This window comes from Bradyrhizobium sp. STM 3566 (assembly GCF_045571445.1).
GTDB lineage: Bacteria > Pseudomonadota > Alphaproteobacteria > Rhizobiales > Xanthobacteraceae > Bradyrhizobium > Bradyrhizobium vignae.
This window is the reverse complement of record NZ_CP120692.1, coordinates 198,817-214,019: the sequence shown is the minus strand read 5'-3', so window position 1 is coordinate 214,019 and position 15,203 is coordinate 198,817. Positions and strand designations below refer to the sequence as shown.

At 64.2% G+C, this 15,203-nt stretch carries 11 protein-coding genes; 4 read left to right on the top strand and 7 right to left on the bottom strand.

Translation table 11 applies throughout. The features are described 5' to 3' along the window. Window positions 1-81: 81 nt before the first annotated feature. A complete protein-coding gene (locus tag P6U27_RS01000) occupies window positions 82-1,785 on the top strand; it encodes a diguanylate cyclase domain-containing protein (protein ID WP_129144346.1) in 1,704 nt (567 codons plus the stop codon). Here P6U27_RS01000 and P6U27_RS00995 read toward each other — a convergent pair. Beyond that, complete coding sequence (locus P6U27_RS00995) at window positions 1,782-2,828, bottom strand: GGDEF domain-containing protein (protein ID WP_407194537.1); 1,047 nt, start codon at window positions 2,826-2,828, stop codon at window positions 1,782-1,784. The genes P6U27_RS01000 and P6U27_RS00995 overlap by 4 nt on opposite strands. A gap of 190 nt (window positions 2,829-3,018) precedes the next feature. Between P6U27_RS00995 and leuS the strand changes: the two genes are divergently transcribed. The 3 genes from leuS to holA all read left to right on the top strand — a co-directional run bounded on the left by leuS (window position 3,019) and on the right by holA (window position 7,335). Beyond that, window positions 3,019-5,643, top strand: coding sequence for a leucine--tRNA ligase (leuS, locus tag P6U27_RS00990; RefSeq protein ID WP_407193566.1), 2,625 nt, complete (start codon window positions 3,019-3,021; stop codon window positions 5,641-5,643). Next, window positions 5,630-6,181, top strand: a complete 552-nt coding sequence (lptE, locus tag P6U27_RS00985) for an LPS assembly lipoprotein LptE (RefSeq protein WP_407193565.1) — start codon at window positions 5,630-5,632, stop codon at window positions 6,179-6,181. Before leuS ends, lptE begins: the two co-directional genes overlap by 14 nt. Window positions 6,182-6,306: 125 nt before the next feature. Continuing rightward, complete coding sequence (holA, locus tag P6U27_RS00980; RefSeq protein ID WP_129144368.1) at window positions 6,307-7,335, top strand: DNA polymerase III subunit delta; 1,029 nt, start codon at window positions 6,307-6,309, stop codon at window positions 7,333-7,335. A 133-nt stretch (window positions 7,336-7,468) separates the two neighbouring features. On the opposite strand, the gene P6U27_RS00975 is transcribed toward holA, so the two are convergent. The 6 genes from P6U27_RS00975 to mnmE all read right to left on the bottom strand — a co-directional run bounded on the left by P6U27_RS00975 (window position 7,469) and on the right by mnmE (window position 15,008). Further along, window positions 7,469-8,356 carry a ParB/RepB/Spo0J family partition protein gene (locus P6U27_RS00975; protein WP_162500052.1) on the bottom strand — a complete coding sequence of 296 codons (888 nt, stop codon included), beginning with the start codon at window positions 8,354-8,356 and terminating at the stop codon, window positions 7,469-7,471. Between the two features lie 145 nt (window positions 8,357-8,501). Then, window positions 8,502-9,368, bottom strand: a complete 867-nt coding sequence (locus P6U27_RS00970) for a ParA family protein (protein ID WP_129144348.1) — start codon at window positions 9,366-9,368, stop codon at window positions 8,502-8,504. 29 nt (window positions 9,369-9,397) lie between these two features. After that, on the bottom strand, window positions 9,398-10,069 hold the full coding sequence (gene rsmG, locus P6U27_RS00965) for a 16S rRNA (guanine(527)-N(7))-methyltransferase RsmG (RefSeq protein ID WP_208738515.1): 672 nt from the start codon (window positions 10,067-10,069) through the stop codon (window positions 9,398-9,400). 111 nt (window positions 10,070-10,180) lie between these two features. Beyond that, window positions 10,181-12,061, bottom strand: a complete 1,881-nt coding sequence (gene mnmG / locus P6U27_RS00960; RefSeq protein ID WP_129144350.1) for a tRNA uridine-5-carboxymethylaminomethyl(34) synthesis enzyme MnmG — start codon at window positions 12,059-12,061, stop codon at window positions 10,181-10,183. Between the two features lie 348 nt (window positions 12,062-12,409). Beyond that, window positions 12,410-13,399, bottom strand: a complete 990-nt coding sequence (locus tag P6U27_RS00955; RefSeq protein ID WP_160118749.1) for an integrase core domain-containing protein — start codon at window positions 13,397-13,399, stop codon at window positions 12,410-12,412. 250 nt (window positions 13,400-13,649) lie between these two features. Beyond that, on the bottom strand, window positions 13,650-15,008 hold the full coding sequence (gene mnmE, locus P6U27_RS00950) for a tRNA uridine-5-carboxymethylaminomethyl(34) synthesis GTPase MnmE (protein WP_129144351.1): 1,359 nt from the start codon (window positions 15,006-15,008) through the stop codon (window positions 13,650-13,652). Window positions 15,009-15,203: the final 195 nt, after the last annotated feature.

Here is a 15,203-nt window from a genome sequence, read left to right as displayed (position 1 = left end):
GAGTTAAGTCCAATTTTACCGAGTTCAAGAAACAGTTTTTGAACCCTTCGCTTTACCTTAGCCCATGGGGTGGTAGCGAAGATGGCAAGCGTCAGTCTCAACCGCAAACGAGCGAAACTCAAGCAGGTTCTCGGAATCCGGGCGCGGCTCGCGTTGCTCGCGGTGATTCTTGTGGCGCCCTTGATGCTCGAGCGCATCCGTTCGCTCGAAAACACGCGCGCGCGGCAGATCGCGCAAGCTGCGGCCGAATTCACCACGGTGGCAAGGCACAGCGCCGATGCGCAGCGTGAGGTGATCTCGTCGGTCGAGACCATCCTGAAATCGGAAGCCTTCATCCGTGCCTCCGCCGGCGGCATCAGCAAGAGCTGCGACGTGCTGCGCGCAAGTCTGCCGTCGAACCTTCCCTGGATCCGCACGCTTCTGATCGCCGGCCAGGACGGGCGCATCCAATGCGCCACCAACAACATGTATGTCGGCCTCGATCTCAGTGACCGGCCGTACTTTCAGCAGGCACAGGAAACCGGCGGCTTCATACTGAGCGACTTCATCATGTCGCGGCCGGTGCCGTCACCGACGGTCATGGCGGTTTATCCGGTCTCCGCCTTCAGCGGGGTACCTGATGCCGTCGTGCTCGCCACCGTCAATCTCGACTGGATGTCGAAGGTCATGAGCAATCTGGGCGGTCGTGCCGGCATCACCGCGGTGCTGGTCGACAGCGCGGGCACCGTGCTGGCGGCTCCGGCCGATCAGCACAGCGCAGTCGGCCGTCCGCTCGACAACATGCCGCTGATGTCCGCGATCGCCGACAAGGCGCTGCGGTCCGACCAAGACGAGGGTTCACTGTCTTTCCTCGCCGCCGACGGCTCCCGCCGTGCGGTCAGCTTTATCCGCATCGCCGGAACCAATGCCCGCCTGATCGCCAGCATCGACGAAGACAAAGTGTCCGCAGCGGTCAGCCGCGACATCCGCACCGCGTATCTGCAGCTCGCTTTCGTCCTCATGTTCGTCCTGCTCGGCGCGCTGATCGCCGCCGAGAAACTGGTGATCAAGCCGATCGAGATGCTCGCCGACATGGCGAAGCGTCTCGGCGAGGGCGACCTGTCGGCCCGTGCGGCACGCAGTCGGCTGCCGGCCGAGTTCGTGCCTCTCGCCCGCGCGTTCAACGCGATGGCCGCCCAGCTCAGTCAGCGCGAGCGCGAGCTGATCGCGAGCAACGACCGCCTGACGGTGATGGCCTCGATCGACATGCTGTCGGGGCTTGCCAATCGCCGCGGCTTCCAGGGCCGACTCGATTTCGAGTGGATGCGCGCGCAGCAGTACGGCAGCGATCTCGCGCTCCTGATGATCGACGTCGATCATTTCAAGCTGTTCAACGATACCTACGGCCATCTCGAAGGCGATTCCTGCCTGACGCGGCTCGGCGAACAGCTGTCCGGCATTGCCGCCGACACGATGGGGTTTGCGGCGCGCTATGGCGGCGAGGAATTCTGCCTGCTGCTGCCGAACACCGACGTGACGCGCGCCGTTGAGATCGGCGAGCAGGTGCGCGCGGCCGTGCTGAAACTCTGCCTGCCGCACATCACCTCGAACCACATGATCGTCACGGTCTCGATCGGGGTTGCCGCGACAAAGCCGAATGAGACCCTGCGTCCCGGCGACCTGATCGAAGCCGCCGACGCCGCGCTCTACGCCGCCAAGCATCGCGGCCGCAACAACGTCGTCGAGCACGGCGTGCAGGCGATCGAGATCGGCCCGACTGAGATGATGCTGGCGGCTAACGCCTAACCCGCAGCCCCGGCCCGCTCGAGCTCGATCTCGGTCACCACGCGATTGCGGCCGCCGCCCTTGGCGAGATAGAGCGCGCGGTCGCAACGCTCGATCAGATCGGTAATCGCCTCGCCCGCTCGGTACTGCGCCACGCCGATCGACACGCTGATGTTGGGCAGGGTCTCGCCGGACGAGCGGCGCGTGATCGTACATTCGGCGATCGCGCGCCTGATGCGTTCGGCGATCCCGGTGCAAGTGGCGAGATCGGCGTCCGGCAGCACCGCGATCAGCTCCTCGCCGCCATAGCGGGCCGGCAGATCCTGCGCGCGAACCTTTTCGCGCAGCACCTTGGCCATCAGGCGCAGCACCTGGTCGCCGACGCCGTGGCCGAAATTGTCGTTGAAGGACTTGAAGTGGTCGATGTCGAGCAAGAGCACGCTGAGCGGCTCGCCCCATTCCGCAGTCGCCTGCGCCTTGCGCAGGAACTCATCGAGCGCCCGCCGGTTCGCCAGGCCCGTCAACATGTCGGTCCGGGCGCGCTGCTCGGACCTCGACAGCGAATCGCGGATCACGTCGAGCTCGCGGGTCTTTTCCGCGAAGCCTGCCTCCAGCCGTGTCGCCCTTGTGGCGGCCCGCGCCAGCTCGTTCATGAGCTGGGCGACCAGCAGTTTTGGATCGACGCCGGCCCTGCCCTGGTCGGCCACCTGGCTGATGACTTGCATCTGCGAATGATTGTCGGCGATCGCAGTCGCCAGAAACTCCTTCGCGGCCCCCATGAGTGCCTGCAGCCGCTCGGAGGTCTCGACCGCGACGGTACCCACCTGGGGCGCGACATAGGTCTCGAACAGACCCTGATTGGTTCGGGCGTCAAAGGAACGATTGTGGTCGATCAGAAAATCGACGGCGTTGCGAAGATCGTCTTGGCTGCCGGCGAAATACTGGAACCAGACGGCAAAATTGGCGGGGGTCGGTGCAATCCGCTGTTCGGCCATGCTCCGCATCGCCCGCCCGGCGACGGACGCGGCATAGTCGTAATCGGGATCGTCGAAGCTGGAATCCATCGCGTTCATGCGGCCTTGTCGGGCCGCAAATTGGCATTGACCCCTTAATCACACCCCAACGCCAGCCCTCGTAGTTATGCGGAGGCGTGGTCAAAGTTTCAAAACGCGGCAACCCATTGACCCCCTGAGGCCTTCTATGGCCTAGTCCGCCGTCTTTAGACGGCCGAACCCAAGAAAACCCAACGATTCCATGACCTCCGAACGCTATAACGCCCGCGACGCCGAACCGCGCTGGCAAGCTACCTGGGACCAGCAGGCGATCTTCGTCTCGAAGAACGACGACCCGCGGCCGAAATATTATGTGCTCGAGATGTTCCCCTACCCGTCCGGGCGCATCCATATCGGCCATGTCCGGAACTACACGCTCGGCGACGTACTGGCCCGCTTCATGCGCGCCAAGGGGTTCAACGTGCTGCATCCGATGGGGTGGGACGCGTTCGGCCTGCCGGCCGAGAATGCCGCCATCGAGCGCAAGGTCGCGCCGAAGGCCTGGACCTACGACAATATCGCCGCGATGAAGAAGCAGCTCCGCTCGATCGGGCTGTCGCTGGACTGGTCCAGGGAGATCGCGACCTGCGATCCCTCCTATTACAAGCACCAGCAGAAGATGTTTCTGGACTTCCTGCGCGCCGGTCTCGCCGAGCGCGAGAAGCGGAAGGTGAACTGGGACCCCGTCGACATGACCGTGCTCGCCAACGAGCAGGTGATCGACGGCCGCGGCTGGCGTTCGGGTGCTGTGGTCGAACAGCGCGAGATGAACCAGTGGGTCTTCAAGATCACGAAGTACTCGCAGGAGCTGCTGTCCGCGCTGGACGGGCTGGAACGCTGGCCCGACAAGGTGCGGCTGATGCAGCGCAACTGGATCGGCAGATCGGAAGGCCTCTTGATCCGCTTCGCGCTGGATGTGGCGACGACGCCGGCCGGCGAGAGCGAGCTGAAGATCTTCACGACGCGCCCGGACACGCTGTTCGGTGCGAAGTTCATGGCGATCTCGGCGGATCATCCGCTGGCACAGGCCGCTAGCGCGAAGAACCCGAAACTTGCGGAGTTCATCGCCGAGATCAAGAAGATCGGCACTGCCCAGGAGATCATCGACACCGCGGAGAAGCAGGGTTTCGACACCGGCATCCGTGCGGTGCACCCGTTCGACCCGAACTGGAAGCTGCCGGTCTATGTCGCGAATTTCGTGCTGATGGAATACGGCACCGGCGCGATCTTCGGCTGCCCGGCGCACGATCAGCGCGACCTCGACTTCGTCAACAAGTACAATCTCGGCAACACGCCGGTCGTGTGCCCCGAAGGCCAGGATCCCAAGACCTTCGTCATCACCGACACCGCCTATGACGGTGACGGCCGCATGATCAATTCGCGCTTCCTCGACGGCATGACCATCGATCAGGCCAAGGAAGAGGTGGCGAAGCGCCTCGAGAGCGAGCTGCGCGGCAATGCGCCGGTCGGCGAACGTCAGGTGAATTTCCGCCTGCGCGACTGGGGCATTTCGCGCCAGCGCTATTGGGGCTGCCCGATTCCCGTCATTCACTGTCCGAAGTGCGATGTGGTGCCGGTGCCGGATGCCGATTTGCCGGTGAAGCTGCCGGAGGATGCGACCTTCGACAGGCCGGGCAACGCGCTCGATCATCATCCAACCTGGAAGCACGTTGCCTGCCCCAAATGCGGCGGCAAAGCGCAGCGTGAGACCGACACCATGGACACGTTCGTGGATTCGTCGTGGTACTTCGCGCGCTTCACCGATCCCTGGAATGAGGCCGCGCCGACGACGCCTGCGGTCGCCAACCGGATGCTGCCGGTCGATCAGTATATCGGCGGCGTCGAGCACGCGATCCTGCATCTGCTCTACAGCCGCTTCTTCACCCGCGCGATGAAGGCGACCGGACATATTGCGCTGGACGAGCCGTTCGCCGGCATGTTCACGCAAGGCATGGTGGTGCACGAGACCTACCAGAAGGCCGACGGCACCTACGTGCAGCCGGCCGAGGTGAAGGTCGAGGTCGGCGGCAACGGACGCCGCGCAACGTTGCTCACCACAGGCGAAGACATCCAGATCGGCCCGATCGAGAAGATGTCGAAGTCGAAGAAGAACACGGTCGACCCTGATGACATCATCGAGACCTACGGCGCCGACGTCGCGCGCTGGTTCATGCTGTCGGACTCCCCGCCCGACCGTGACGTGATCTGGAGCGACGAGCGCGTCCAGGGCGCCTCGCGTTTCGTGCAGCGGCTGTGGCGGCTGGTCAACGATTCCATCGAAGTCGGCAAGAGTGCGCCGGCAGCCCGGCCGGCCAGCTTTGGCCCGGACGCCACTGCCCTGCGCAAGGCCGCCCACGGCGCGCTGGACAAGGTCACCACCGGTATCGAGCGGCTGCACTTCAATGTCTGCCTCGCCCATATCCGCGAATTCACCAATGCGTTCTCGGAGGTGCTCCAGCGCCCCGGCCAGCCCCCGGCCGATCTCGCCTGGGCGATCCGGGAAGCAAGCCAGATTCTGGTCCAGCTGTTCTCGCCGATGATGCCGCATCTGGCCGAAGAGTGCTGGCAGATTCTTGGACACGAGGGACTGGTTTCGGAGGCCGATTGGCCCCAAATCGAACGCGATTTGCTGGTTGAAGACAGCGTGACCCTGGTGGTCCAGGTTAACGGCAAGAAGCGGGGTGAGGTCACAGTTGCAACAGCGGCCCAGAATCCGGAAATCGAGGCTGCCGTTTTGGCCCTCGATGCGGTAAAGCTGGCCCTGGACGGCAAGCCCGTCCGCAAGGTGATCATCGTTCCCAAGAGGATCGTCAATGTTGTCGGCTAGGATCCGCATCGCAGCCCGCTTGCTGGCAGTGGCCGCGCTGGCGGCGCTGATGGCCGGCTGCTTCCAGCCGATGTATGCCGAACGCACCGACGGCACCCCCGGCCTGCGCGAGAAGCTGATGGGGGTCGAGCTCCCGCCGATCAACAAGCCCAATGCATCCCGCGAGGCCCGCGTTGGCGTCGAAATCCGCAATGCGCTGGCCTTCAAGCTTTACGGCACGGCGACGGGCATGCCGCCGACCCACCGGCTGGACATCCGGTTCACCACCAGCCGCTCCTCGCTGATCGTCAGCGCCGCGACGGGACTGCCGACCAGCGAAAATCTCGGCATCGACGCCCAGTACAATCTGATCGAGGTTGCGACCGGCAAGTCGGTCATGACCGGCTCGACCTTCTCGCGCGTATCCTATGACATGCCGGGATCCTATCAACGCTTCTCGCGCACCCGCGCCGTGCGCGATGCCGAGGATCGCGCCGCCAACGAGATCGCCGAGAACATCACCACCCGGCTCGCCTCGTTCTTCACCGCGGGCACCTAGTTCATTTCCGTCGTTCCGGGGTGTCCAGAGGGCGAACCCGGAATCCAGAGATTGTTGATCGAGATTCTCAGGCGCGCGAACGCGCCGCAGTTCGCGCTTCGCGCGCCGGGATGACAGTTAGGGCCATGGTCGCGCTGCGTGGAAAAGAGATCGACGCTTTCCTCGCCCGCCCCGATGCGGGCCGTCCGATCATCCTGCTCTATGGTCCCGATGCCGGCCTCGTGCGCGAGCGCGCCGATGCCCTGATCGCATCGGCCGTCGACGATCCCAATGATCCGTTCTCGCTGGTCAAGCTCGACGGCGACGAGCTTGCCGCCGAGCCTTCGCGTATCGTCGACGAAGCCATGACCGTGCCGCTGTTCGGCGGCCGCCGCGCCATCCGCGTTCGCGCCGGCTCGCGCAGCTTTGCTGGCGGAATCGACACGCTGGCCGAGATGAACGTGAAGGATTGCCGCATCGTGATCGAGGCCGGCGAGCTGCGCCCGGAATCGCCGCTGCGCAAGGCTTGCGAGCGCGCCAAGACGGCGGTCGCGATCGGCTGTTATCCCGACACCGAGCGCGACCTTGCCAAGCTGATGGAGGACGAGCTCCGCATCGCGAATTTGCGCATTGCGCAGGACGCCCGCGCGGCGCTGATGTCGTTCCTCGGCGGCGACCGCCAGGCTTCGCGCAACGAGCTGCGCAAACTGACGCTCTACGCCCACGGCAAAGGCGAGGTCACGCTGGATGACGTGATGGCCGTTGTCGCCGATGCGTCGGAGCTGAAGCTCGACCCGATCGTCGACGGCGCCTTTGCCGGGCGACCCGACATCGTCGAGACCGAATTCGCCAAGGCCATGATCGCCGGCACCTATCCCGGCGTGATCATCTCCGCCGCCCAGCGGCAGGCTGCGTGGCTGCACAAATCCGCGCTCGCGATCGCTGACGGTACGCCGGCCTCCGCCGTGCTCGACGGCGGCTTTCCACGCCTGCATTTTTCGCGAAAGCCCGCGGTCGAAACCGCGCTGCGCAATTTCAGCCCGGCGCGGCTCGCCGCCATCATCGAGCAGCTCGCGACTGCCGCGCTCGACACCCGCAAGCAATCGACGCTCGCCGCCGCGATCGCCCAGCGCACGCTGATGGCGATCGCCGCGAATGCGAGGCGGCGGGGTTAGGCCTCCGCTCGCTAGCCACGTCATTGCGAGCGAAGCGAAGCAATCCAGAGTCCGTCCGCGGAACGATTCTGGATTGCTTCGTCGCTGGCGCTCCTCGCAATGGCGCGAGGAGAAACTGGGGTCGAAAAAGGCGCTACAGCGCGCCCTTCGCCAGCCGCTTCATCACCTCATCGAGCTGATCGAGGTTGCGGTAGTTGATCTGCACTGAGCCGCCGGGATCGCGGTGATTGACCGTGACCTTGAGACCCAGCGCATCGCTGACGCGCTTTTCGAGATCGATCGTATCGGGGTCTTTTTGCTTGCCCCCGGTGGCGCGTGCCTTCTGCGGCTTGCGCTCCGGCACGCCTTCCTCGTGCGCGAGCGCCTCGGCCTGACGGACGTTGAGGCCTTCCTCGACGATGCGCTTGGCGGCGGCGAGCGGATCGGGAACGCCGATCAGCGCGCGGGCGTGGCCCGCCGTCAATTCACCGGTCGCGATGAAGGCCTGCACCTCGGCCGGCAGCTTCGTCAGCCGCATCATGTTGGCGACGTGGCTGCGGCTCTTGCCGACGACTCTTGCGATGTCGTCCTGGCTGCGTTTGAACTCGTTGGCGAGCGCGTGATAGCCCTGCGCCTCTTCCATCGGGTTGAGGTCTTCGCGCTGCACGTTCTCGACGATGGCGAACTCCAGGGCATCGCTGTCGCTGATGTCGACCGGCACGATCGGCACTTCGTGCAGGCCGGCCATCTGCGAGGCGCGCCAGCGCCGTTCGCCGGCGATGATCTCGTAGCGGTCATGCGCGCCCTTCACCGGACGCACCACGATCGGCTGGATCACGCCATGCTGCTTGATGGAGTCAGAGAGCTCCTTCAGCTCCGCGTCGGAAAAGGTGCGGCGCGGATTGCGCGGATTGGCCTTGATGAATTCGATCGGCACCTTGCGCTGCGCGCGCGGACGATCGACATGCTGAGCCTCGCCGCCGACATCACCGATCAGACTTGCAAGACCCCGGCCCAGTCGCGAACGCGCTTCGTCGGCCATCGCCAGCTCCCTTGGATTCACGGTGCAGCACTCCAGAACTGAATTTCAAATCGCAGGGTGGGCAAAGCGAAGCGTGCCCACCAGTTGTTTATGTGCGGAAGATGGTGGGCACGGCGAAGACGCCTTTGCTCACCCTACGGCACCACTAATGCGTCGTGCGCAGCTCGCGCTCGCGCTGGATTACTTCGGTGGCGAGACGCAGGTAAGCTTCGCTGCCGACGCATTTGAGATCGTAGACCAGCACCGGCTTGCCGTAGGACGGCGCCTCGGAGATGCGCACGTTGCGCGGGATCATGGTCTTGTAGACCTTCTCGCCCATGAACTGGCGGACGTCGGCGACGACCTGGTTCGAGAGATTGTTGCGCGAGTCGAACATGGTCAGCACGATGCCGTGGATCGACAGATTCGGATTGAGCGTCGAGCGCACCTGCTCCACCGTCTGCAAGAGTTGCGACAGACCTTCGAGTGCGAAGAACTCGCATTGCAGCGGCACCAGGATCGCGTCCGACGCCGCCATCGCGTTCACCGTGAGCAGGTTGAGCGAGGGTGGGCAGTCGATCAGCACATAGGTGTAGTCGGCGTCCGGCGAGACGTTGTTGTTGAGCGCGGCGATGGCATCGCGCAGCTTGAAGGCGCGGCCCGGCGTGGTGCCGAGCTCGAGTTCGAGACCGGAGAGGTCCATGGTCGACGGCGCGATGTGCAGCCGCGGCACCGCGGTCGAGACCACCGCTTCACGCAAGGCCGCTTCCCCGACCAGCACGTCATAGGTCGAGCAGGAGCGGTTGCGGCGATCGATGCCGAGGCCGGTCGAAGCGTTGCCCTGCGGATCGAGATCGACGATCAGGACGCGCTCGCCGATCGCAGCGAGCGCCGTGCCGAGATTGATCGCTGTGGTTGTTTTTCCTACGCCACCCTTCTGATTCGCCAGCGCGAGAATGCGCGGGTGACCGTGCGGGACCTCATTGGTCTCCTGGGCGGCCGGTTCTGGCTGCGGCTCGTCAATCACGCTCATCGCAATTCCCCACTCAACCCCTGAACGCCTCAGCTGCGCCGTTCGACGGACGTCAGTTCCACGATCCATCCGTCTCCGGTTCGGCTCGGATGGAGTTGAGGCTGAATATTCCAATATTTAGCGGCTTCGGTCAATTCAGCCTCTACATCTTGACCCTTGAGAAATAGCGCCTTTGCGCCTGGACGCATCAGCGGCTCCGCAAAGCCGATGAGTTGATGTAACGGAGCCAGCGCACGCGCGGTGACGCAATCGACAGGGCCAGTGATTCTATCCACATTATCCCCGATCTCAGCGAGATGTACGACTCCCGGAGACGCGGTAATGCGAATTGCTTCACGGAGGAACGCTGCCTTCTTGGCGATTCGCTCGACGAGATGGACGCTGGCGCCGGGCGTCTCGGCCATGGCGCAGGCGAGCACGACGCCGGGGAAACCGCCGCCGCTGCCGAGGTCGGCCCAGCGCTTTGCGGCCGGCGCGAGATCGACGAGCTGGAGCGAATCGGCGATGTGCCGAGTCCAGAGGTTTGGCAGGGTCGACGGCGCGATCAGATTGGTCTTGGCCTGCCACTCGCGGAGCAGCGCGATGTACCGATCAAGGCGGGCTTCCGTTTCATGTGAAACGGGAGCGAGCTTGAGCGCCGCAGCCTTGTCGGCGGCGATAGTGGCGTCGAGCGATTGATCGTTGGCGCTTGCCTTGTCCACCTTCGGGCTGGCCGGTGCCGGCTCGCCTCGGCGCCCGCCGCCCTCGCCCGATCCGGATCGTCGCAACAGCGGTCTGTCTCCGCCCGGTCCGCGCTGTTTCACGTGAAACGCCTATGCGATTGCCTTGGAAGTCTTCCTCGCCTCGCGGCGGAGATAGGCCGCGAGGATGCCGAGCGCGGCCGGCGTCATGCCATCGATCCGGCCGGCTTGGCCGACGGTGAATGGCCGCGCCTTCTCCAGCTTGGCACGGACTTCATTGGAGAGACCGGGGACCAGCTGGTAGTCGACTTCCGACAGCACCATCCCCTCGTCCCGCCGGAAGGCTTCGACGTCGGCGCTCTGGCGCTCCAGGTAGACGTCGTACTTGGCGTCGATCTCGAGGTGGGTGGCGATGATGGGATCGATGGCTGATAGCTCCGGCCAGATCGCACGGACCTGGCTCCAGCCGATATCAGGATAGGCCATCACCTCGAAGGCGGAGCGGCGCTGGCCGTCCCGATTCAGGGACAGCCCGTGCTTGATCGCCTCATTCGGGGTGATCGTCAGTGACTTCGAGAGCGCTCTCGCCGCATTCAGGGCTTCCATCTTGGCGCGATGGTGCTGGGTTCGGGCACTGCCAACGCAACCGAGAGCGATCCCCTTCTCAGTCAGCCGCTGATCGGCATTGTCTGCCCGTAGCGTCAGCCGGTACTCGGCCCTGGAGGTGAACATCCGATAGGGCTCGCTGATCCCGCGGGTGACGAGGTCGTCGATCATCACGCCGAGATAGCCATCCGCCCGGTCGAATACGGTCGGCGCGGCGCCGCTGGCAGAGAGCGCCGCATTCAGGCCGGCGACGATGCCCTGCCCGGCGGCTTCCTCATATCCGGTAGTGCCGTTGATCTGCCCGGCCAGGAACAGCCCCCGCAGACGCTTGGTCTGCAGGGTCGGATCGAGCTCACGGGGGTCGATGTGATCATATTCGATGGCGTAGCCGGGGCGGACCATCTTCACCCGCTCAAGGCCGGGAATGCTCGCGAGGATCGCGAGCTGGACCTCCTCAGGGAGCGAGGTGGAGATGCCGTTGGGATAGACGGTCGTATCGTCGAGCCCCTCCGGCTCCAGGAAGATCTGGTGGCCGTCACGGTCGCCGAAGCGGACGATCTTGTCCTCGATCGAGGGGCAATAGCGGGGACCGGAGCTCTTGATCTGGCCGGAGTACATCGGGGAGCGGTGGACATTGGCCCGGATCACCTCATGGGTCGCGGCCGTGGTCCGGGTGATCCCGCACTGGATCTGCGGGGTCGTGATCCGCTCGGTCAAGACCGAGAACGGCTCCGGGGGCTCGTCGCCAGGCTGCATCTCGACCGCGGACCAGTCGATCGTGGTGCCGTCCAGGCGCGGCGGAGTACCGGTCTTAAGCCGTCCAAGAGTAAAGCCGGCACGCTCGAAGGAGTTGGAAAGACCCATCGCGGGGGCCTCGCCGACGCGTCCGGCGGGCCAGTTTTTCTCGCCGAGGTGGATCAGGCCACGCAGGAAGGTCCCGGTGGTGACGACCACGGCCCCTGCCCGCAGCTCCCGACGGTCCGCCAGGCGGAGCCCGGTCACCCGCCCCTCGACCACGATCAGCTCATCGGCCTCGCCTTCGACGACGGAGAGGCCCTCAGTGTCCCGGATCGCGGCCTGCATGGCAGCCGCGTAGAGCTTGCGGTCCGCCTGGGCCCGCGGTCCCCGGACTGCGGGGCCCTTGCGGCGATTGAGGACGCGAAATTGGATGCCACCGGCATCCGCCACCCGGCCCATCAGACCATCGAGAGCGTCGACTTCGCGAACCAGATGGCCTTTGCCAAGGCCGCCGATGGCCGGATTGCAGGACATCGCGCCAACAGTCGAGAAACGGTGCGTCACCAGCGCCGTCGCCGCCCCCATCCGCGCAGCCGCAGCCGCGGCCTCGCAGCCGGCGTGGCCGCCGCCAATCACGATGACGTCGAAACTCTCTCGCTCTGTTCGCATGGGCGGACTTCTATCCCAGAGCGGAAAAAGCCGGAAGCGGAAACTCGGCGGGCGCGTGTTTCACGTGAAACAACGAGGGCTTGCGGCTGAAAGCGATTTTGCGAAAACAACCCCATGCACAGTAGGAGGCGCCCTGTTCCGCCTCGTGTTTCACGTGAAACGAAATCAAAAGCTCTCTGCCAGGATGGGGATCAAACGCGTACTACTAAGCCACTGCCTCGTTTACTGGAGGTACCGATTAGATGCGAGGCGGTCGCCCCACTCTGGCATTGCGAGCGGGTGAAGCAATCCTCTGCGGAGGCTGTCTGGATTTGCTTCGTCGCAAGGGCTCCTCGCAATTGTCGATGTTCAATAATTCGCTGATTGGATTGCGGTGGTCTTGGAAGCGGCGAAAGCCTTGGGAGTTTGTCCTGCCAAGGCCTGATGGGGTCTGTGGTTGTTGTAGTAGACGAGGTACTCGAACAGTTCATTGGCGAAGTGGTCCAGGTTGTCGAAGGTCGTACCCTCGATGACGTCGTCATCGAGGGTACGCCAGAAGCGTTCGACCTTGCCGTTGGTCTGCGGCCGATAGGGCCTGGTGTAGCGGTGCTTGATGCCGAGCTCGAGCAGCATGGCCTCGAATGGATGCTCGGCCGGCTTGGTGCGGGCGGCGAACTCGGCGCCGTTGTCGGACAGGATTTCCTGGAAGACGAGCCCATAGGTGACGTTGAGGGTGTTGATCATCTTCAGGGTCTTGAACATGACCGGCAGCGCCTTCTTGGATGTCAGGACCTCGGCCCAGGCCAGACGCGAGCAGCTGTCGATCAGGCTGATGATGTAGGCCGTGACCGGGGGTGGCGCGAGGAACATATCGCGCGGCAATTGATGCAGATCGACGTGGCCCAGCTCCCCGAGCTTGTCCTTGATAATACGGCGTTTCTCCTCGCGCATCGCCGGCGTGCGGCGGTTCAGGCGGTGGCGCTTCAGCACCCGGTAGATCGTGATCGGCGAAGGTACCGTGTCGCGCGTTTCGCGCAAGACGGCATGAATCTCATAACGGTTCATCCCCCGCTTGCGATGGGCGACGATCTCCGCCTCGATCCCTTCCGGCTCGCGCCGTTCCCGCCACTTCGGGCCGCGCCGCCGCGGCAGCAGATCCGCGTCCTCGCCGCTCTGCAGATAGCGATTGTAATACTTGCGGAACGTCTGCGAGCAGGTCCCGTGGTGCCGGTAGAAGTCGCCGACCCGCTTGAACAGCGGCGATCGGCCAGCCTTCACCGCCTCATACTCCGAAATCAGAAAACGCCACTTCTGCAGATAGTTGCGTTCAACCGTTCGGTCATAGCTGTTGTCTCGCATCGGATCGTTCCTCCGCTGGAGCGATCCAATCAGCGAATTATTGAACATGCACAGCAATGACGAGATTGAGGCGCGGCCGCTGGCTCAAACGTGCATCTCTGCCAGATCGGGCAATAGTGCCTAGAGTGACTTAGCAGGGCCGCAGTTTCACCTGAAACAACCGGAACCCGCAAACAGGGACTGCAGGAACCGTCCCTGTTCCACGTGAAACAACGGAGTGGAACAAGAGCTTCCAATGAAGAACTAGCGCCTACTTTCCGATGCAGAACTTCTGGAAAATGGCCCCGAGGACATCCTCGACATCCACCCGGCCGAGCAGTCGGCCTAGGGCATAGGCGGCGGCACGCAGCTCTTCGGCCGCGAGCTCTTCGCCGTCTTCCACAAGCTCCAGACTCCGGCGCAAGCTGTCTGACGCCTGGCGCAACAAATCACGCTGGCGGGCTCGGGTCACCAATGCGCCCTCGGTGGTCCCGAAGAAATTGGCGGCGAATTTCACGAGTGCCTCGACCAGTTCGGGAATGCCGTCACCCCGGCTCGCCGAGATCCCGAACTCGCCTGCCGGCTCTGTTGCCCCGGCTCCGCCAAGGTCGATCTTGTTGCGCACGATCCAGACCGAGCCGCCGGACTCATCACTTCCATCTCCGGACGTCCACAGCGAGGGTCTTGCGTCGGGATCGGCAGCCTGCCCGCCCTCCACCAGCCACAGCACCAAATCGGCGTCCTCGGCTCGCGCCCGCGCCCGACGCACGCCCTCCTGCTCGACGGGATCATCGGTCTCGCGAATGCCGGCGGTGTCAATGACAGTGACGGGATAACCGTCGAGATCGAGCTGCACCTCGATGACGTCGCGCGTAGTCCCGGCATGCGGCGAAACGATCGCGACCTCGCGGCGCGCGAGCTGATTCATCAGCGTCGACTTGCCGACGTTGGGCTCGCCGGCGATCGCAACCACCAGGCCGTCGCGCAGGCGTTCAGAATGTCCTTGTGCGGCAAGGACCTTTGCGATTTCGTCGTGCAGCGCTTTGATCGCTTTCACCGCCGGCGCCCTCAGCGCTGCCGGCACATCGCCTTCATCGGAAAAATCGATACCGGCCTCGATCAGCGCCGAGGCCTCGATGATGCGCTCGCGCCAGTCGCGCGCGCGATCGCCGAGCAGGCCCTGCAATTGGCGCAGCGCCTGACGTCGCTGCCGGTCGGTGTCGGCGTGGATGAGATCGTCGAGGCCCTCGGCCTCGGTCAGGTCGAGCTTGCCATTCTCAAAAGCGCGCCGGGTGAACTCTCCAGGTTCAGCCGCCCGTGTATTCGGAATATTAGAAATCTCCGAAAAGAGCGCCGCCAGCACGGCTCGGCCGCCATGGACGTGAAATTCGGCGATGTCCTCCCCGGTCGCGCTGGCTGGTCCCGGAAACCAGAGCACGACCGCCTCGTCGATCGGCTCGCCCGCACTGTTGCGGAGCAGCCGGCGGCTCGCCTGCCGCGGCGCCGGCAGCTTGCCCGCGAGCGTCGTCAGTACCAGACTGGCCTGCGAGCCCGACACGCGCACCACGGCGATCGCGCTGGGCGCCCGGCCGGATGACAGCGCAAAAATGGTCTGGTCTCGCGGATGCATGGCCTATTTGTCCGGCTCGCGGCGAAAAGGCAAACATCCGTTGTTAGCTGCCGGGCTGCGGGATTTTGCTGCACCGGATCTCACAATGATTAATGTTGCAGTGCAATAAACCCCCAGCAATTTTGCTGCAAAAATGCTCGCGCGCGCGGCGGATAGGCTGGCCAAATTCAAGTATTACTTTTATATATCAACAGA